The 17,445-nt window shown below is 67.8% G+C and carries 16 protein-coding genes and 3 tRNA genes; 7 read left to right on the plus strand and 12 right to left on the minus strand.

The genetic code is table 11. The features are described from left to right. Positions 1-31 precede the first annotated feature (31 nt). From BMW75_RS26325 to mobA, 3 genes are read left to right on the plus strand one after another with little or no spacing between them, the layout of a single operon-like run. Positions 32-1,141, plus strand: a complete 1,110-nt coding sequence (locus BMW75_RS26325; protein ID WP_092582494.1) for a substrate-binding domain-containing protein — start codon at positions 32-34, stop codon at positions 1,139-1,141. A gap of 7 nt (positions 1,142-1,148) precedes the next feature. Continuing rightward, positions 1,149-2,252, plus strand: coding sequence for a GTP 3',8-cyclase MoaA (gene moaA / locus BMW75_RS26330; protein ID WP_092582495.1), 1,104 nt, complete (start codon positions 1,149-1,151; stop codon positions 2,250-2,252). After that, a complete protein-coding gene (mobA, locus tag BMW75_RS26335) occupies positions 2,245-2,904 on the plus strand; it encodes a molybdenum cofactor guanylyltransferase MobA (protein WP_092582496.1) in 660 nt (219 codons plus the stop codon). Before moaA ends, mobA begins: the two co-directional genes overlap by 8 nt. On the opposite strand, the gene glp is transcribed toward mobA, so the two are convergent. From glp to moaC, 5 genes are read right to left on the minus strand one after another with little or no spacing between them, the layout of a single operon-like run. Continuing rightward, positions 2,889-4,094 (minus strand): molybdopterin molybdotransferase MoeA, encoded by a 1,206-nt coding sequence (glp, locus tag BMW75_RS26340; protein WP_092582497.1) that lies wholly within the window; start codon positions 4,092-4,094, stop codon positions 2,889-2,891. The genes mobA and glp overlap by 16 nt on opposite strands. 3 nt (positions 4,095-4,097) lie before the next feature. After that, positions 4,098-4,619, minus strand: a complete 522-nt coding sequence (moaB, locus tag BMW75_RS26345) for a molybdenum cofactor biosynthesis protein B (protein WP_076516140.1) — start codon at positions 4,617-4,619, stop codon at positions 4,098-4,100. After that, a complete protein-coding gene (locus BMW75_RS26350) occupies positions 4,616-5,098 on the minus strand; it encodes a molybdenum cofactor biosynthesis protein MoaE (protein WP_092582498.1) in 483 nt (160 codons plus the stop codon). The genes moaB and BMW75_RS26350 overlap by 4 nt, the downstream gene beginning before the upstream one ends. A gap of 4 nt (positions 5,099-5,102) precedes the next feature. Further along, positions 5,103-5,354, minus strand: a complete 252-nt coding sequence (locus BMW75_RS26355) for a MoaD/ThiS family protein (RefSeq protein WP_092582499.1) — start codon at positions 5,352-5,354, stop codon at positions 5,103-5,105. Then, positions 5,335-5,823, minus strand: coding sequence for a cyclic pyranopterin monophosphate synthase MoaC (gene moaC / locus BMW75_RS26360; RefSeq protein WP_092582500.1), 489 nt, complete (start codon positions 5,821-5,823; stop codon positions 5,335-5,337). Before moaC ends, BMW75_RS26355 begins: the two co-directional genes overlap by 20 nt. 167 nt (positions 5,824-5,990) lie before the next feature. Here moaC and BMW75_RS26365 point away from each other — a divergent pair, with 167 nt between their 5' ends. Together BMW75_RS26365 and BMW75_RS26370 are read left to right on the plus strand one after the other, a co-directional pair. Further along, on the plus strand, positions 5,991-9,503 hold the full coding sequence (locus BMW75_RS26365; protein WP_092582501.1) for a DUF748 domain-containing protein: 3,513 nt from the start codon (positions 5,991-5,993) through the stop codon (positions 9,501-9,503). A 67-nt stretch (positions 9,504-9,570) separates the two neighbouring features. Beyond that, positions 9,571-10,449 (plus strand): dienelactone hydrolase family protein, encoded by an 879-nt coding sequence (locus BMW75_RS26370; RefSeq protein ID WP_092582502.1) that lies wholly within the window; start codon positions 9,571-9,573, stop codon positions 10,447-10,449. Positions 10,450-10,502: 53 nt separating this feature from the next. Here the strand turns inward: BMW75_RS26370 and BMW75_RS26375 are convergent, their stop codons facing one another. Next, the gene (locus BMW75_RS26375; RefSeq protein WP_092582503.1) at positions 10,503-10,925 is read right to left on the minus strand and encodes a hypothetical protein; all 423 of its coding nucleotides are present in this window, start codon (positions 10,923-10,925) and stop codon (positions 10,503-10,505) included. 251 nt (positions 10,926-11,176) lie between these two features. Between BMW75_RS26375 and BMW75_RS26380 the strand changes: the two genes are divergently transcribed. Together BMW75_RS26380 and BMW75_RS26385 are read left to right on the plus strand one after the other, a co-directional pair. Further along, entirely contained in the window at positions 11,177-11,680 is a 504-nt protein-coding gene (locus tag BMW75_RS26380) for a peroxiredoxin (RefSeq protein ID WP_076516125.1), read from the plus strand. A gap of 85 nt (positions 11,681-11,765) precedes the next feature. Then, the gene (locus BMW75_RS26385) at positions 11,766-13,145 is read left to right on the plus strand and encodes an MFS transporter (RefSeq protein WP_092582504.1); all 1,380 of its coding nucleotides are present in this window, start codon (positions 11,766-11,768) and stop codon (positions 13,143-13,145) included. A 58-nt stretch (positions 13,146-13,203) separates the two neighbouring features. Here BMW75_RS26385 and BMW75_RS26390 read toward each other — a convergent pair whose 3' ends face one another. The 6 genes from BMW75_RS26390 to BMW75_RS26415 form a co-directional block, all read right to left on the minus strand. Further along, positions 13,204-14,079: a DMT family transporter gene (locus tag BMW75_RS26390; RefSeq protein WP_076521766.1), complete on the minus strand. Its 876-nt coding sequence runs from the start codon at positions 14,077-14,079 to the stop codon at positions 13,204-13,206. Then, positions 14,076-15,101 (minus strand): biotin synthase BioB, encoded by a 1,026-nt coding sequence (bioB, locus tag BMW75_RS26395; RefSeq protein ID WP_092582505.1) that lies wholly within the window; start codon positions 15,099-15,101, stop codon positions 14,076-14,078. Before bioB ends, BMW75_RS26390 begins: the two co-directional genes overlap by 4 nt. A gap of 261 nt (positions 15,102-15,362) precedes the next feature. Next, a complete protein-coding gene (locus BMW75_RS26400; protein ID WP_092582506.1) occupies positions 15,363-16,856 on the minus strand; it encodes a helix-turn-helix transcriptional regulator in 1,494 nt (497 codons plus the stop codon). Positions 16,857-17,077: 221 nt separating this feature from the next. Next, a tRNA-Asp gene (locus tag BMW75_RS26405) sits at positions 17,078-17,154 on the minus strand. 89 nt (positions 17,155-17,243) lie between these two features. Continuing rightward, a tRNA-Glu gene (locus tag BMW75_RS26410) sits at positions 17,244-17,319 on the minus strand. 50 nt (positions 17,320-17,369) lie between these two features. Next, positions 17,370-17,445, minus strand: a tRNA-Ala gene (locus BMW75_RS26415).

Raw genomic sequence — 17,445 nt, forward strand, 5'->3', positions numbered from 1 at the left:
GGCGTACTTGAACGCCTTCAATAAGAAATAAATGACATATAAGTTCCGAATCGGCCTAAGGCCGCAATGGACGCTGGGCGGAGACGACGAGGCGGGGCCCGTGCCCTTGCAGGACATGCTCGCCCTGCTGGCGGCCATCGATGCCACGGGCAACATCTCGGGCGCCTGCCGCGCCTGCGGGCTGTCGTACCGGCACGCCTGGGGCGTGCTGCGCCGCTTCGAATCCATCTTCGGCACGCAACTGCTCATCACCAACCGCCGCCAGGGCACGCAGTTGTCGCCCTTTGCGCAGCGCCTGCTGTGGGCCAACCGCCGCATCGAGGCGCGGCTGATGCCCACGCTGGACAGCATGGCCTCGGAACTGCAAGAAGAGCTGGAACGGCTGCTGCCCGAAAGCGGCCCGCACCTGCGCCTGCACGCCAGCCACGGCTTTGCGGTGGAATCGCTGATGCAGCACATGAGCGGGCGCACGCCCGGGCTGGAACTGCGCTATCGCACCGCGATCGAGGCGCTGGCCTCGCTGGAACGCCACGAATGCGACCTGGCCGGATTCCAGGTGCCGCTGGGCGATTTCGAGGCGCCCATCATGGAACGCTACGCGCAATGGCTGCACGCCGACGACTACCTGCTGATCCACCTGGCCGTGCGCAATACGGGGCTTTTCGTCACGGCGGGCAATCCCAAGCAGATCCGCGGCATGGCGGACCTGGCGCGCACGGACGTGCGTTTCGTGAACCGCCAGATCGGCTCCAGCACGCGCTATCTGGTGGGGCTGATGCTGCAGCGCGCGGGCGTGTCGATCGGCGAGGTGCAGGGTTACGAAACCAACGAATTCACCCACATGGCGATTGCCGCGCACATCGCCAGCGGCATGGCGGACACGGGCGTGGGTGTGGAGACGGCGGCCTGCCGCTTCGGCCTGGACTTCATTCCGCTGGTGCGCGAGCGTTATTTTTTCGCCATCCGCAAGGCGTCGCTGGACACGCCCGCCATGCGCGACCTGCTGTCCATCATGCGCAGCCCGGATTATGTCGGTTACGTAGGCCAGCTCGTGGGCTACGATGCCCGCGACACGGGGCGGCTGCAGACGCTGGAAGAAGCCTTTCCGCGGGAGCGCGCGCCGCGATCCGCCGGGATATGATGTGGCCATGAGCAAAGTGATCTTCCTTGCCGATCATCGCGGCAGTCCGCCGGCCCCTCTGGCGCCGGGTGAACTGCCGCCGCACGGGCAGCCCGCGCTGGACCAGCGCGCGCGTCCGCTGCGCGATCTGCGCATTTCCGTCACGGATCGCTGCAACTTCCGCTGCACGTATTGCATGCCGCGCGAGGTCTTCGACAGCAGCTACAGCTTCATGCCGCATTCGGCCCTGCTGTCGTTCGAAGAAATCAGCCGGCTGGCCGGCATCTTCACGCAGCTCGGCGTCGAGAAGATCCGTCTCACGGGCGGCGAGCCCTTGCTGCGCAAGCACATCGAAAATCTGGTCGGCATGCTGGCCGACCTGCGCACGCCACAGGGCCGTCCCCTGGACCTGACCCTCACCACCAACGGCAGCGTGCTGGCGCGCAAGGCCGCCGCGCTGAAGGCCGCCGGGCTGACGCGTGTGACGGTCAGCCTGGACGCGCTGGATGCGTCGATGTTCCAGGACATGAGCGACAGCGGCTTCACGCCCGATGACGTGCTGCGCGGCATCGATGCGGCGGCCGACGCGGGCCTGGCGCCCGTGAAGGTCAACATGGTGGTGCGCAAGGGACTGAACGATGGGCAGATCCTGCCCATGGCCGAACGCTTTCGCCACAGCGGCCACATCCTGCGTTTCATCGAGTACATGGACGTGGGCAACAGCAACGGCTGGAACCTGAAAGAAGTGGTGCCCAGCCGTGACGTGCTGGACCGCATCGGCGCCGTGTATCCGCTGGAACCCGTGGAATCGACGGAGATGGGCCGCGTGGCCGAGCGCTGGCGTTACGTGGATGGCGGCGGCGAGATCGGCGTCATCTCCAGCGTCACGCATGCCTTCTGCGGCGGCTGTACGCGGGCGCGCCTGTCGCCCGAGGGCAAGCTCTACCTGTGCCTGTTCGCGCACGACGGCCATGACCTGCGCGCCCCGTTGCGCGACGGCGCGTCGGATCAGGGGCTGGCGCGCATCCTGGCGGGCATCTGGTCGGCGCGCGGCGACCACTATTCCGAACTGCGCGGCCAGAACATGGCGGACCCCGCGCGCAAGATCGAGATGAGCTACATCGGTGGCTGAACCGGATCGCGGCGAGGTCGCGGGGCTGATCCTCGCGGGCGGGCAGGGCTCACGCATGAATGGCCAGGACAAGGGACTGGTCGTGCTGCACGGCGAACCCATGGTCGCGCACGTCGCGCGGCGTCTCGCGCCGCAGGTGGGTCGCCTCATCATCAGCGCAAATCGCCACGCGGACCGCTATGGGCGCTACGGCGAGGTTGTGGCCGACGGCGATCCCGGGCTGGGCGCCTGGCAAGGGCCGCTGATGGGAATCGCGGCGGCGTTGCTGGTCGTATTCCGGCAGCGTGCATTCGAGCCGGGGGTTGCCGCGTCGAACCTCGCCACGCCGCAATGGCTGGTGGTCGCTCCCTGCGACACGCCGTTCCTGCCCGCCGACATGGCAAGCCGCCTGATCGGCGCGGCGCTCGCGGCGCAGTCGCCCATGGCCTATGCCGTGGCGCACGGCCAGCGGCATTCGGCCTGCATGGCGCTGCGCACGTCGCTGCGCCCGGGACTGCTGGCCTACCTGCAAGGCGGCGATCGCAAGGTCGGGTTGTGGCAGGCCAGGACGGGCGCGGTCCAAGCGTTGTTCGACGACGCGCCGCCCCATGCCTTCATGAACGTCAACACGCCAGAAGACCTGGCGCAGGCCGAACGCTACGCCAGCCAGTGACGCAGGTCGTAGTACGCCACCCTGTCCCCGTCCCGCACCGGCACGTCCGCCGGCAGGCGCGCCAGCCCGGTGGCCCACGGCAATGAGCTGATCACGCCCGACCCCTGGTGGCCGTAGGGCGCGAGCTCGCTGCCGCCGTCATCCGCGACGCGGCACTGCACGCGCAGGAATTCCTCGCGGCTATCCTGGCGCGGTTGCGCGGTGCGCAGCGGCAACTGGCTAATGGGCGGGAAGATCGTTTCGCGGCCCTGCATGCGGCGCATCAGCGGCGTCACCAGCGTGGCGAACACGGCATAGGCCGACACCGGATTGCCCGGCAGGCTGACCATGGGCTTGCCGTCGATCTGCGCCAGCGCCACCGGTTTGCCGGGCTTCATGCGCACCTTCCACAGCGACAGCTCGCCGCCCAGCGCGGCAAGCGCCGGCTTGACGAGATCGCGCTCGCCCACCGACACGCCGCCCACGCTCAGGACCAGGTCGCAATCGGCCAGCAGCGTCTTGAAGGCCTGCAGCAGATCGGCCTCGGTATCGCGGGCGTGCAGCACGTGGACGGGCTCGGCGCTCATGCCGCGCACCATCGCGGCCAGCATCGGCCCGTTCGAGTTGTAGATCTGTTCGGTGGCGCGCGGCTGGCCCGGCTGGACCAGTTCGTCGCCGGTGGTCAGGATGCCGACGCGAAGCTGGCCGTAGACGGGCACGGCCGCCATGCCTTGCGAGGCCAGCAGCGCGACGTGCGCGGCCTGCAGCAGCGTGCCCGCCGGCAGCAGCGCGGCGCCTGCCATGGTGTCTTCGCCGCGGCGGCGGATGTGCTGGCCCGGCCGGGGTTCGCGCGAGATCTGCACCTGGTTGTCGGCTTCGACGGCGTCTTCCTGCATGACCACCACGTCCGCGCCCGCGGGAATCACGCTGCCCGTGAAGAGGCGGATCGCGTGGCCGGGTTTCAGGGGTTCGGGCACGTCGCCCGCGTAGCAGCGCTGCTGGATCGGCAGGCGGGCTTGCGGGGTCCAGTCGGCCAGGCGCAGGGCATAGCCGTCCATCGCGCTGTTGTCGGCCGGCGGGATGTCCACCGTGGCGTCGAGGTGGCTGGCCAGCACCCGGCCGCAGGCCTGCGCCAGTTCGACGTGTTCGGTGCGTGGGAGGGGGCCGGCGGCATTGGCCAGCAGGGTCTGGGCTTGATCGAAATCGAGCATGGGTCAGGCTTCTTCTACGCGTTTTTTGAACTGCGAGGCGAAATTGCAGGGGCCGTGGCGGCTGTCGAGCTGCTCGCGCAGGATCTGCGCCCAGGCGGTCTCGCAGGCGTTGTTGGACCCGGGCAGGCAGAAGATCAGGGTGTTGTTGGCCGAGCCCGCGAACGCGCGTGACTGGATCGTGGAGCTGCCGATCTCGGTGTAGGAGATCTGGCGGAAGAGTTCACCAAAGCCGGGAATCTCGCGGTCCAGCAGCGGCATTATGGCCTGCGGCGTGTAGTCGCGATGCGAGAAGCCCGTGCCGCCGGTGGTCAGGATGACCTGCACCTCGGGATCGGCGATCCAGTCGCTGATGACGCGTCGGATCTGGTAGATGTCGTCGCGCACGATGTCGCGCCGCACGCACTGGTGGCCGGCCTGCGCCAGGCTGTGCGCCAGCAGATTGCCCGAGGTGTCGTCGCCCGCGCTGCGGGTGTCGCTGACCGTCAGTACGCCGCAGCCCAGCGGGACCGGGGTGGCTTCGTTCATGGATTCTCCTTTTTGTCGGCGGTGTCTTCATCCCAGGAATCGGTGCGGTCCTGGTCGGATTGACGCTGTTCCACCCAGAAGCTGCTGCCGCCCGCCAGGGTTTCGCGCTTCCAGAAGGGCGCGCGCGTCTTGAGCGCGTCGATGATGTATTCGCAGCCGCGGAAGGCGTCGCCGCGATGGGCGCTGGCCGCCGCCACGAACACGATCTGCGCGTTGCGATGCAGCGCGCCCACCCGGTGCACGATGACGGTGCCGGCCAGGTTCCAGCGCGCGCGGGCCGTGGCGGCGATGTCCTCGAGCTCGCGCTCGCACATGCCCGGGTAGTGTTCAAGAAACAGCGTGTCGGTGGGCCTGTCCGGCGCGTAATCGCGCACGTAGCCCACGAAGGTCACGATGCCGCCCACGCCGGGGCCGGCGGATTCCCGCAGCCCCGCGGTCAGCGCGGCGGCGTCGAAGTCGGCTTCCTGCACGCGGATCATGGCGTCAGCCTCCGGTGACCGGTTCGAACACGGCGACCTCGTCGCCCGCGCGGATGGGCGCGGTCGGCTTGGCGTGGGTCTGGTTGATGGCCAGTTTCAGCCGCGCGGCCGGTTCAAGCTGGGGATAGCGTTCACCCAGCGCCGCGAGCAATTGCGCGCCGGTGGATTCGCCCGAGAGGGGCCAGGACTCGGCGCGCTTGCCGACCAGTTCGGCCACGCGCGCGAAGTACAGAAGGTTAATCGTTGCGCCATTCACCGCTTTTGCCTCCCGCCTTGTACTTAAGGCGAACTTGTTCGATCACGATGCCCTTGTCGGCGGCCTTGCACATGTCGTAGATGGTCAGGGCCGCAACGCTGCACGCCATCATGGCTTCCATTTCGACGCCGGTCTTGTAGCTGGTGCGGCACGTGGCCAGGATGTCGATGCGATGCCCGGCGTCGTCCAGCGAGAACTCCACGCCGACGAAGGCCAGCGGCAGGCTGTGGCACAGCGGGATCGTGTCGGCGCAGCGTTTGGCGGCCAGGATGGCGGCCACGCGCGCGGTGTTGAGCACTTCGCCCTTGCCCTGGCCCGGCTGGGTCAAGAGGCCATAGGCCACGGCGTTCATGCGGATGCTGGCGGCGGCGACCGCCACCCGCTCGGTGTCCGTCTTGGCGATGACGTCGACCATGCGGACCTGGCCGGCTTCGTCCAGATGACTCAGGGTGGGGGTGGACGTGGACATGGAATCGGGACCAAGAATTGTTAATGAATGAAAAGGGCGGGGCCCGGCAGGCCGGGCGGGGCCGCTGTTACGCCTATGATAGACGAGCAGTAGAGGGGGCGCGACAATCGCGCCTGTAGTCAGTGGAAGGACGAAAATCGCCTTCAATTTGGTTCAGGAGACTTTCGATGCCCGTGCGGATGCCCAAGCTACGGTTCACCCGACGCGCCGGCAAGATTCTCCTGGGTATTGTGGCGTTCGTGCTGATACTGTTTGGCGTTGCCGCCTGGCAGGTCCCGAAGGTCCTGCATGGCGTCCTGACCGACGATGTCTCGAAGATGATCGGACGCGACGTGTCCGTCGGCAAGATCACCTTCAATCCCTTCACGCTGACCGTCCGCGCGCAAGACCTGGCCGTGGCCCAGCCCGGTGCGCAGACGCCGCTCATGACCCTGGCGGAACTGGATGCCAGCGCATCGTGGACCTCGCTGTTCTGGTTCGCGCCGGTGGTCGACCGTCTGACGCTGCGCCAGCCTAACATCGCCATCGTCCGCGAAGACGTCCTGCGGTTCAATTTCTCTGACATAGAACAACGCGTGGCCGAATTGACGGCCGCCAAGCCCGACGAGCCGCCCAAGCCGGACGAAGGGCTGCCGCGCTTTTCGCTCAACAACATGGTGATCGAGGACGGCACCGTCACGCTGGACGACAAGGTCACCGGGCGCAAGCAGGTCGTGGACGAGTTCACCATCGGCGTGCCGTTCATCTCCACCTTCGGCTACGCCACCGACATCGACGTGCAGCCGCGCCTGCATCTGCGCATCAACGGCAGCCCGTTCGACCTGACCGGCGTGGCGCGTCCGTTCGACGTGGTGCCCTCGTCCACGCTGCGCGTGGCCTTCGATGGCCTGCAACTGGAGAAGTGGGCCGACGTCTGGCCCATGCCGCTGCCGTTCAAGGTGCAAAGCGCGCTGCTGGACTCGAACCTGCAGGTCGTCTTCGAGCAGCCCAAGGACGCGCCGCCCAAGATCCGCATCGTCGGCGACGTGGGCTTGCGTCGCCTGGACCTGCGCGACCCTGCCGGCGGCGACCTGGCGGCCTGGAGCGCGTTGACCGTCAGCCGGCTGGAACTGGAGCCGATCGCCCGCCAGGTGTATATCGGCGAAATCGGCCTGTGGGCGCCGCAGGTCCACGTGCGGCGCCAGGCCAATGCCAACCTCAACTGGCAGGACGTCGTCGCCGGGCTGAAGGCGCTGGGCGGCGTGGAACCGGCCGCCACGCCGCTGCGGGACGAAATGCGCAAGGCAAGCGGGCTCAAGCCCAGGGCCGCTGGCGAGCCGCCGGCGCCCGCCGATCCCGCCTCCGTCGCTGCGCCGCCCGCGGACCCGTCCGCAGTCCCCCCCGCAGGTCCCGCCGCAGATCCCCCCGCGCCCGCGGAATGGAAGGTCACGCTCGACGCCTTCAACCTGCATGAAGGCGAGGTCTACGTCGCCGACGCGATCAGCAAGCTGGACTACGTGATGACCGGCCTGGCCGCCACCGTCGAAGGCGTGGAGCTGCCGCAGCAGCCGGACCGGCCCATCAATCTGTGGCTGACCATGGACAACAGCGCCGACGGCGGCTGGCTGCGCGCCAAGGGGCCGCTGGTGATCAAGCCGCTGTCGCTCGACATGGACGTGCGGCTGGGCAATGTGGCGCTGGCGCCGCTGGCGCCGGCCGTGCGTAGCGCGGCCCCGGTCACGCTGCTCGATGGCCGGCTGGCCGCCACCGCGCAGGTCCACGTGCGCGAGAAGGGCGGCGCGGTCGATGCGTCCGCCACGGCCGTTCAGGCCGACCTCACGCAATTCAAGGCCCGCGACGAATCGCTCCGGCCCGCGCTGGACGTTGCCCTGCAAAGCCTGCGCGTCACGGCCGACCGCCTCGCCCTCGGACCGGGCCCCAGCAATTTCACGCTGGCCGCGGCTGGCATCCAGGGCAACGGCAAGCTGGATCTCAAGGGCGTCCTGACCCCGCAGCCGCTCACGCTCAAGACGTCCGTGGCCCTCTCGGGGCTGAATGTCGCCTCGTTTGCGCCGTATTTCGCCTCCAGCCTGAACGCCACCGTCCGCGCCGTCACGCTGGGCGCCCAAGGCAACGCCGAATTCGCCGCCGCCTCCGGCGCGGCGCCGATGAAGGCCGCCTGGAAGGGCGCCGTCGACGTCACCGACCTGGACCTCCAGGACCGCGTGAACCAGGACGACTTCCTGAACTGGAAACGCCTGGGCCTGACCGGCATGGACATCGCCGTGGCGGGCGACCGGATCGTCGCCCGGCTGGGCGACATCGCCCTGGAAGATTTCTATGGCCGCATCCTGCTCAACGCCCAAGGCCGGCTGAATGTCATGGACCTGGTGGCCGCGCCCGGCCAGGCCGGCGGCTCCATCACGCAGGACACGCAGACGCCCGGCCGCAGCGCCGAACCGCCGCCAGCGCCCACCGCCTCCGCCAAGGGCAGCGGCGCCGCTTCCATGCCCGACATCTCGGTCAACAGTGTCACGCTGACCCGCGGCCGCATGACCTTCACCGACCGCTTCGTCAAGCCCAATTACGTGGCCGAGCTGTCCAGCATCGAGGGCGGCATCTCCGCCGTGTCCTCCACCAATCCGCAGCCCGCCAAGGTCAAGGTCACGGGACGGGTGTACACGACCGCGCCGCTGTCCATCAGCGGCGTGGTGCAGCCGTTCGCCAAATACCTGTCGCTGGACCTGAAGGCGTCGGCCAAGGGCGTCGACCTGCCGCGGTTCAACACGTATTCGGCCAAGTACGTGGGTTATCCCATCAAGCGCGGCAAGCTGTCGGTCGACCTGGAATACAAAATCAAGAACCGCGCCCTGCAGGCCACCAACCATGTGGTGCTCAACCAGCTCACGTTCGGCGACAAGACCAACAGTCCCGACGCCACCAAGCTGCCGGTGCTGCTGGCCGTCGCGCTGCTGAAGGACTCGCGCGGCAACATCGACATCAACCTGCCGATCTCCGGCTCGCTGGACGACCCCGAATTCTCCGTCGGCGGAATCGTGGTGCGCGTGCTGATGAACCTGGTGGTCAAGGCGGTGACTTCGCCCTTCAGCCTGCTGGCCTCGGCGTTCGGCAGCGGCGAAGAGCTGTCTTACGTCGAATTCGCGCCGGGCAGCGCCGTCCTCACCGACGACTCGCAGCAGCGCATCGACACGCTCATCAAGGCGCTGACCGAGCGGCCGGCGCTGAAGATGGACATCAGCGGCCGCGCGGACCCCAAGACCGACGGCGAAGGCCTGCGGCAGGCCTGGGTCGACGCCCGGATCCGCGCCGCCAAGGCCGCCGACGTCGCTCCGCGAGGCAAGAAGCCCAATCCGGCGGGCGTCGAGGTGTCGGGCGCCGAACGCCCCAAATACCTCGAAGCGGTCTACGATGACACCGACCTCAAGGACAAACCGCGCAATTTCATCGGCATGGCCAAATCCGTTCCGGCCGCGCAGATGGAGGCCATGCTGCGCGCCGCGGCCCCGGTCGGCGAGGAACAACTGCGCCAACTGGCCGATGCCCGCGCGCAGGCGGTTTATGAGAAGTTGCAAGCCCAGGAAGGACTCGCGGATCGCGTGTTCATCGTTGCGCCGCAGCTGGACGCCGATGGCATCAAGGACGAGGGGCAACCCTCGCGCGTGGACTTCTCCCTGAAGTGAACTCGGCAGGCCCAGGCGGGGCGCGAGGCGCGTCCCTGCCGCGCCCGCTTTTTCCAGGAGATGCTCGATGAAAGACCAGGACGCGCAGTTCGACAGCCTGCTCCCGCCCTTGCGGCTGGACCGGCGAGGCTTCATTGCCACCACCGTGGCGGCGGGGTTCTCGCTGGCGGCAGGACCGGCGGTGGCGCAGACCGCCATCGCCACGGACGCCAAGGGCCTCGTGGCCGGCAAGATCGACATTCCGGCGCCGGACGGCAAGATACCCGCCTACCGCGCCGCGCCCGAGGGCAAGAAGAACCTGCCCACGCTTATCGTCGTGCAGGAAATCTTTGGCGTGCATGAGTACATCCAGGACGTCTGCCGCCGCCTGGCCCACCGGGGCTATCTCGCCATCGCGCCGGAACTGTACGCGCGCCAGGGCGACCCGTCCAAATACACCGAAATCCCGCGGCTGCTGGCGGAAGTCGTCAGCAAGGTCCCGGATGAACAGGTCATCGCCGACCTGGACGCCACCGCCGCCTGGGCCGCCGCCAACGGCGGCAACCCCGACAGGCTGGGCATCCTGGGCTTCTGCTGGGGTGGCCGCCAGGTCTGGCTCTATGCCGCCCACAACCCCCGGCTCAAGGCCGGCGCCGCCTGGTACGGCCAATTGGCGGGCGAACCCACCGAGCTCAAGCCCAAGTCCGCGCTGGTCATCGTCAATGACCTCAAGGCCCCGGTCCTGGGCGCCTATGGCGGCAAGGATGCCGGCATCTCGCAGGCCGACGTGGACCGCATGCGCGTGGAACTGGCCAAGGGCTCCGCGGCCGCCAAGGCGTCGCGCATCGACGTCTACCCCGACGCGCCGCACGCCTTTCACGCGGATTACCGACCTTCTTACCGCAAGTCAGAGGCGGAGCAGGCCTGGACGCGCATGCTGGATTGGTTCAAGCAGCACGGCCTGTAAGTCGGAAAACGGGGTGGCGCGCGTGCCGGGGCACGGGCGCCGCGCCCGCGGGGCTATCGCGCCTTTTCGCCCGGCAGCCCGTCGCCAACCTCGGCAAAACCCCGCTTCATGCCCTCGTACGTCATGACCCGCTCGCTCTGGAAGCCGCCCAGCACGCCCCGGCACCCGTCGACGCCAGAACGCTTCATGTCGTCCATCATCGTCTTGCCTTCGGCCTGGCCCTGCTTGAACAGGGCGTCATAGTTGCCGGCCGCAAACTGGTACTCGTCGGCATAACGCATCAGGTTTTTGCGCGCCGTGTCCTGGTGTTGCGCCAGGTCGGGTTCGGACGCGCCGCACGCGCGCGCCGCGCCATTGGAGGCGCCTGCCGCGATGACGAAGGAATCGTATTGGGCCTGTTCGGCGGCGTCCGGAGCCGCCCAGGCCGGGGCGGCGGCGGCCAGCATCCATGCCAGCCCGGTCAGGATCTTGCGCATCGAAAGTCTCCCGGTGAGGCCCGGCGCGGCACACGGCCTTTCGCGGCGGCGGCGGGCGATGTCTCTCTATCACGCGATTATGGCAAGCGGGCGTTTCCGGCTCGTGTGGGCGCGGTGTGGAGTCGTTTCAGACTGTTCATCTTCTTTTCCCCCGCCGCCAAAGGCAGCAGGCCGGCCGCGCACGAACTATGATGGGGGCTGTGAGGCGCTCTTGCCTCAATGCATTGCCCCCCTTTACCTTGGAGATCTACATGACGATCAAAGTCGGCGACCGCGTGCCCGATGGCACGCTGACCGAATTCATCGAGACCGAAACCGCCGGTTGCTCGCTCGGCCCCAACGCGTTCCAGGTCGCCGACCTGACCCGCGGCAAGACCATCGCGCTCTTTGCCGTGCCCGGCGCCTTCACGCCCACCTGCTCGGCCAAGCACCTGCCGGGCTACGTCGAACAGGCCGACGCCCTCAAGGCCAAGGGCATCGACGAAATCTGGTGCGTGTCCGTCAACGACGCGTTCGTCATGGGCGCGTGGGGACGCGAACAGAAGACCGAAGGCAAGGTCCGCATGCTGGCCGACGGCTCCGCGCTGTGGACCAAGGAACTCGGCCTTGAACTGGACCTCGTCCAGCGCGGCATGGGCGTGCGCTCGCAGCGCTACTCCGCCCTGATCGTCGACGGCGTCGTGAAGCAGCTCAACGTGGAAGCGCCTGGCAAGTTCGAAGTCAGCGACGCGGCCACGATGCTCTCGCAAGCCTGATCCCCGCAGTTCCCCGTTTTACCGCGTGACGCGCGGGCCGCCCCGGCGGCCCGCCGCGCCAGCGCCAGCAGCGGTTGTCGACGCCATGCTCTCCACGATTTCCTCGTTTTCGTCGCTCTATTTCGCGACCTTGCTGATGCTCATCGGCACGGGTCTCTTCAACACCTACATGGGCCTGAGGCTGACCGCGCAGTCCGTCAGCGAAGTGTGGATCGGCGTCCTGATCGCCGGCTACTACCTCGGCCTCGTGTGCGGCGCGCGCCTCGGGCACAAGCTCATCATCCGCGTCGGCCACATCCGCGCGTTCGTCGCGTGCGCGGCCATCGCCACCAGCATGATCCTGGCGCAGACGCTGGTCGACTCCATGCCGATGTGGCTGGTGTTTCGCATCATCTCCGGCATCGTCATGGTGACCGAGTTCATGGTCATCGAAAGCTGGCTCAACGAACAGACCGAAAACCACCAGCGCGGGCGTGTGTTCTCCGTCTACATGGTCGTCTCCGGACTGGGCACGGTGCTCGGACAATTGGCGCTCACGGCCTACGCCACGCTGGATCTGCGACCGCTGACCCTGGTGGCCATGTGCCTGGTGCTGTGCCTGGTGCCGCTGGCCGTCACGGCCCGGTCGCACCCGCCCACGCCCTTGCCCGCGCCCCTGGACGTGCGGTTCTTCATGCGGCGCGTGCCGCTCTCCATGACGGTCCTGTTCGTGGCGGGCAACCTGTCGGGCGCCTTCTACGGGCTGGCCGCGGTGTACGGCGCCAAGCACGGGCTGTCCACGTCGCAGGCCGCCGTCTTCGTCGCGGCCGCCGTCACGGCGGGGCTGTTGTCGCAGTGGCCCATGGGCTGGCTGTCCGACCGCATCAACCGCGCGGGCCTCATCCGCTTCAATGCCTTGCTGCTGGTCCTGCTGCCCACGGTCATGTGGGGCTGGATCGCGCTGCCGTTCTGGGCGCTGGTCGCCATGTCCTGCGTCTTCGGCATCCTGCAGTTCACGCTCTATCCGCTGGGCGCGGCGTTTGCCAACGACCACGTCGAGTCCGAGCGGCGCGTCAGCCTGTCGGCGGTGCTGCTCATGACCTATGGCGTGGGCGCCTGCCTGGGGCCGATGATCGCGGGCGTGATGATGTCGTGGGGCGGTCCCAGCATGTACTACGTGTTCATCTCGGCCTGCGCCGTGATCCTGGTCTGGCAGGTGCGTCCCACGCGCGTCACCGGCGCGCACCAGGTCCAGGAGGCGCCGACGCATTTCGTGCCCATGCCCGATACGCTCCAGAGCTCGCCGGCGGCCGCGGTGCTGGATCCGCGGGTGGATCCGGAGAACGACATCGCCATGGAAATGGTGCAGCCCGATCCGTCCGCGGCACCCGCGCCGCCCGAACCCGTGGGCGACCCGGCGCCGGATCCCGTGGCCGACGCCGAACCCGAGGCCGAACCCGAGCGGCAGGTCCGCACGGGCACCTGATCCGCCCTTACTCGGGCATCGTCAGCGGCATCATTGCCACGGGGCCGTCACCGGCGCTTCACCAGGGCGTCATCAGCAGGATGGCGGACAGCGCCAGCGCGATGCCCAGCCCATTCACGCGCGTCAGCGGTTCGCGAAACGCCAGGGCGCCCACCAGGGTGCCCAGCGTGATCACCCCCATGTTCATCGATGCGAAAACCAGCGCCGGATGGTCTGGCAAGGACTGGTGCGCCCGGACGTAGGTGAGGATGTTGCCGAAGTTCGCCAGTCCCAGCGCCACGCCGGCGGCCAGATGGCGTCCCTGCCAGCGCACGCGGCGCCACAGCAGATAGGCCAGCATCAGCGCGCCCGCCATCAGGAACGACACCAGCAGGCCGCCCGAGAACGCGGTGCCGGCGCGCGCAAGCTGCTTGAACAGGATGTCGATCACCCCATAGCCCGCCCACACCACCAGCGGCCACAGCCACATCGCGCGCCGGTCTTGCGCCGCGGTGGACTCGGACAGGCGGATGCGCGGCGGCTGGCGCAGCAGGCAGAACAGGGCGGTGAAGGCCAGCAGGATCGCCGCCAGCTTGCGTCCGGTGACCGGCTCGCCGAAAAACAGGAAGGCCGCGAGGAGCGGAATGAAGAGCGACAGGCGCTGCGCGGCGTCGCTGCGCACGATGCCGGCGTGCCGCAGCGCCGCCGCCATCGCCAGGAACACGCTGGGCAGCAGCACGCCCAGCGCCGCCAGCACCATCCAGGGCGTCTGGGGCGCCAGCAGGCGGGCGGGATCGGGACGCAGCACCAGCCAGCAGAGCAGGGCGGCCACTGCGTAGTTCATGGCGATGGCCTGGCGCACGTCCACCTGCCAGCGCCGCGCCAGCTTGAGCATCACCGCCACAGTGACGCTGCACGCGACGCTGGCCGCCAGATACATCAGGCCCGGCGTCAACGGCATGATTCGCTCTCCCCGTGGCCATGGCCGTGGCCGGCCGCATCGACGCGCATGCCCAGACGCTCCAGCAGGCGCTGGTCGGCCTCGATCTGCGGATTCGCCGTGGTCAGCAGCGCGTCGCCGTAGAACATGGAGTTGGCGCCGGCCATGAAGCACAGCGCCTGCAGCGCGTCGTCCATGGCCTCGCGCCCGGCCGACAGCCGCACGGCGGCGCGCGGCATGGCGATGCGCGCCACGGCGATCGTGCGGACGAACTCGAACGGATCCAGCGCCTGCACGCCCGACAGCGGCGTGCCTTCGACCTGCACCAGGTTGTTGATCGGCACGGACTCGGGGTAGGGCTCCATGCTGGCCAGCTGTGCGATCAGGCCCGCGCGCTCGCGGCGCGATTCGCCCATGCCCACGATGCCGCCGCAGCACACGCTGATGCCGGCGTCGCGCACGCGGTCCAGCGTGTCCAGCCGATCCTGGTAGGTGCGCGTCGAAATGATCTTGCCGTAGAACTCGGGCGAGGTGTCCAGGTTGTGGTTGTAGTAGTCCAGCCCGGCGTGCTTGAGCTGTTCGGCCTGGCCGTCGCGCAGCATGCCCAGCGTCACGCAGGTCTCCAGGCCCAGCGCCTTGACCGCGCTGACCATCTCGGCCACGGCATCCAGGTGATGCGGCTTGGGACTGCGCCAGGCGGCGCCCATGCAAAAGCGCTGCGCGCCGCTGGCCTGCGCCGCGCGCGCCGCGGCCACCACGTCCGCCAGCGGCATGAGCTTGTCGGCCTCCACGCCGGTGTCGTAGTGCGACGATTGCGGGCAGTAGGCGCAGTCCTCCGGACAGCCGCCGGTCTTGATCGACAGCAGGCTGGAGAGCTGGATGACGTTGGGGTCGAAATGGGCGCGGTGCGTCTGCTGCGCCCGATGCAGCAGGTCCATGAACGGCAGCGCGTAGAGCGCCAGGATGTCGTCGGCGGTCCATGCCGGGGCAGTCTGGCGCTTGGGCGCCGTCGGGACGGGGATATACGCGGTCTGCAAGGTCTGGCTCCTTCGTTCGTGCTCGATTCGCGCCCGCTGGCGGGGCCAGGGGCTGGATCGGCGGATCGTAAGAAGCTGCGGCCGTTTTGCGCAATGCGCTCAACAAGGCCGTTTTTGCAGGTGACTTGACGTATAGATAGGAAAAATTGACCGCTTTTGAAGGTCGGCTCAACCGAACGCGGCGTCATCTTCGGCGAGTGCGAGTCGCCGAAAATATGGTGTCAATTTGTAAATTCCAGACGGTCCGCTCAAGCAGCCCGCTCAAGACTTGGCGGGCTTGTCCCGGTTGCGCGTGCTCTCGTGTCCGGTGATACCCCGGTCGCGGGCCCACACGATGGCGGCGCTGCGACGATGCACGCCGATCTTGCTGTAGATCGTCGCCACGTGGTTGCGCACGGTGTTGCGCGACAGCTTGAGCGCCTTGGCGATCCCGTCATCGTCGTGGCCCTGGCACAGCAGGCCCAGGACCTCGCGTTCACGCGACGTCAGTTGGGCCAGCTCAGCCACGTCGCGCGTGGCGGGGGCGGGCTGGCGCAGTTGCGCCAGTTTTTCGATGATGCCGCGGCTGAACCACGAGGTGTCCTGCATGACCGCCTCGATCGCCGTCAGCAGTTCGGTCTCGGACCGCTTGCGGTCGGTGATGTCCTGCATCACGATCAGCACGCGCCGCAGCCCGCCGATCATGACGGGTTCGGCGGACACCAGGCAGTCCAGCTCGCCACCGTCCTGGGCGATCATCGCCGCTTCGCGGTTGCGGACGCTTTCACCACGCTTCAGGCTGGCCACCATGCCTTCATAGGGCCGCAGCCCCAGGTCGGTGAGGTCCTGTTCGTTGTTGTCCTCCAGCGCCACTCCCGTCACGGCCGTGAAGGCGTCGTTGACGTTCAGCACGTTGAGCGTGTCGCCGTCGCACACCGCCATAGGCACGGGCGCCAGCCGGAACGCCTTCGAGAAACGCTCTTCGCTTTCGCGCAGCGCCTCTTCGGTCCGCTTGCGGCCCTCCAGGTCGATGAAGGTGAACAGCATGCAGGGCTCGTCATGCATGTCGATCGGCTGCCCCGCCACCACGACGAATCTGCTCGAGCCGTCCGGCAGCTTCAGCACGCCCTCGCGCTGGGGAATGGTGCGGCCTTCGTTCAGGCGCGCGACGGCGGACTCTTTGTCCTCGCCGCCATCCAGCACGTCCAGTTCATAGGCCGACTTGCCCAACACGGCGTCGCGCGCGTAGCCCGTCATCTCCAGAAAGCCCTGGTTGACCTTCACGTAGCGCAGGTCGGACAGCCGGCAGATCAGCGCGGGCGCCGGATTGGCCGAAAAGGTGCGTTCGAATCGCACCTCGGCGTTGATCTGCGCCGTCTGGTCATGCAGGATCAGCACCCGGTACGGGAAGGGCCCGCCGTCGTCCAGGTTCAGGCCGCGTGCGAGCAGGTTGCGCAGGAACTCTTCATCGTCCTTGCGGCCCAGGTCCAGCAGCAGGTCGTCGAACTCTTCGCCGGCCGCCAGCCGGTCCAGGGGATACTGGCGTGCCGGCACGCGGTGGTGGTTGCGGTACGTCAGCGTGTATCGCTTGCGAAAGCCGGCGGGCGTGCCGCCCAGGTCGTCGATGTCTTCGACGCCATGCAGCGCAAGTGCGCTGGCGTTGGCCCAGGCGATCGACCCGTCGGCCTCAAGCAGAATGATGCCCTCGTTCAAGCCCGCAATGATGCTTTGCAGGTGTTGGCGATGTGCTTGGGGTGCGGCGTCATTGGGGGTCACGTAGGCCTCTTTTCTTTGTCTGGCGTATACGCGCAAGCATGAAGCCGCGTGGCGACGCTGTCCAGAGGTCAAAACGGACGAGTCTCGCGGAAGGGGTACAGCGGGAGGGGATTGCACCGCGCGAACGGCGGCGCCGGAAGGCCGGGCACAAAACAAAAAAGCTCCGGAATCCGGAGCTTTCTGGGTGTGCCGTGAACGGCGATCTGCAGGCACAAAGTGCTTGGCGGAGCGGACGGGGCTCGAACCCGCGACCCCCGGCGTGACAGGCCGGTATTCTAACCAACTGAACTACCGCTCCGCAGCGGCCTAAACAGACGTCATCAAACAGACGACTTGAACAACTACGCTGCGGTGTCAAGGCAGCTTTTACTACATGCCAACCAAAGCTGGCGTCCCCTAGGGGATTCGAACCCCTGTACTCACCGTGAAAGGGTGATGTCCTAGGCCTCTAGACGAAGGGGACCTGGAACCAACAACTTTACTACTGTACTGCGTTACTACAGAACTGCGTACTGGTGGAGGTAAGCGGGATCGAACCGCTGACCTCTTGCATGCCATGCAAGCGCTCTCCCAGCTGAGCTATACCCCC

It is taken from the genome of Achromobacter sp. NFACC18-2 (assembly GCF_900108985.1).
Lineage (GTDB): Bacteria > Pseudomonadota > Gammaproteobacteria > Burkholderiales > Burkholderiaceae_B > Achromobacter.

Bases quoted from the DNA above. Each gene is read 5' to 3' on its own strand.
- moaC (WP_092582500.1), bottom strand. From the start codon at position 5,823: ATGTCCACGTCCACCCCCACCCTGAGTCATCTGGACGAAGCCGGCCAG.
- BMW75_RS26370 (WP_092582502.1), top strand. From the start codon at position 9,571: ATGAAAGACCAGGACGCGCAGTTCGACAGCCTGCTCCCGCCCTTGCGG.
- BMW75_RS26325 (WP_092582494.1), top strand. From the start codon at position 32: ATGACATATAAGTTCCGAATCGGCCTAAGGCCGCAATGGACGCTGGGC.
- glp (WP_092582497.1), bottom strand. From the start codon at position 4,094: ATGCTCGATTTCGATCAAGCCCAGACCCTGCTGGCCAATGCCGCCGGC.
- BMW75_RS26350 (WP_092582498.1), bottom strand. From the start codon at position 5,098: ATGATCCGCGTGCAGGAAGCCGACTTCGACGCCGCCGCGCTGACCGCG.
- BMW75_RS26385 (WP_092582504.1), top strand. From the start codon at position 11,766: ATGCTCTCCACGATTTCCTCGTTTTCGTCGCTCTATTTCGCGACCTTG.
- moaB (WP_076516140.1), bottom strand. From the start codon at position 4,619: ATGAACGAAGCCACCCCGGTCCCGCTGGGCTGCGGCGTACTGACGGTC.
- BMW75_RS26375 (WP_092582503.1), bottom strand. From the start codon at position 10,925: ATGCGCAAGATCCTGACCGGGCTGGCATGGATGCTGGCCGCCGCCGCC.
- BMW75_RS26380 (WP_076516125.1), top strand. From the start codon at position 11,177: ATGACGATCAAAGTCGGCGACCGCGTGCCCGATGGCACGCTGACCGAA.
- moaA (WP_092582495.1), top strand. From the start codon at position 1,149: ATGAGCAAAGTGATCTTCCTTGCCGATCATCGCGGCAGTCCGCCGGCC.
- BMW75_RS26365 (WP_092582501.1), top strand. From the start codon at position 5,991: ATGCCCGTGCGGATGCCCAAGCTACGGTTCACCCGACGCGCCGGCAAG.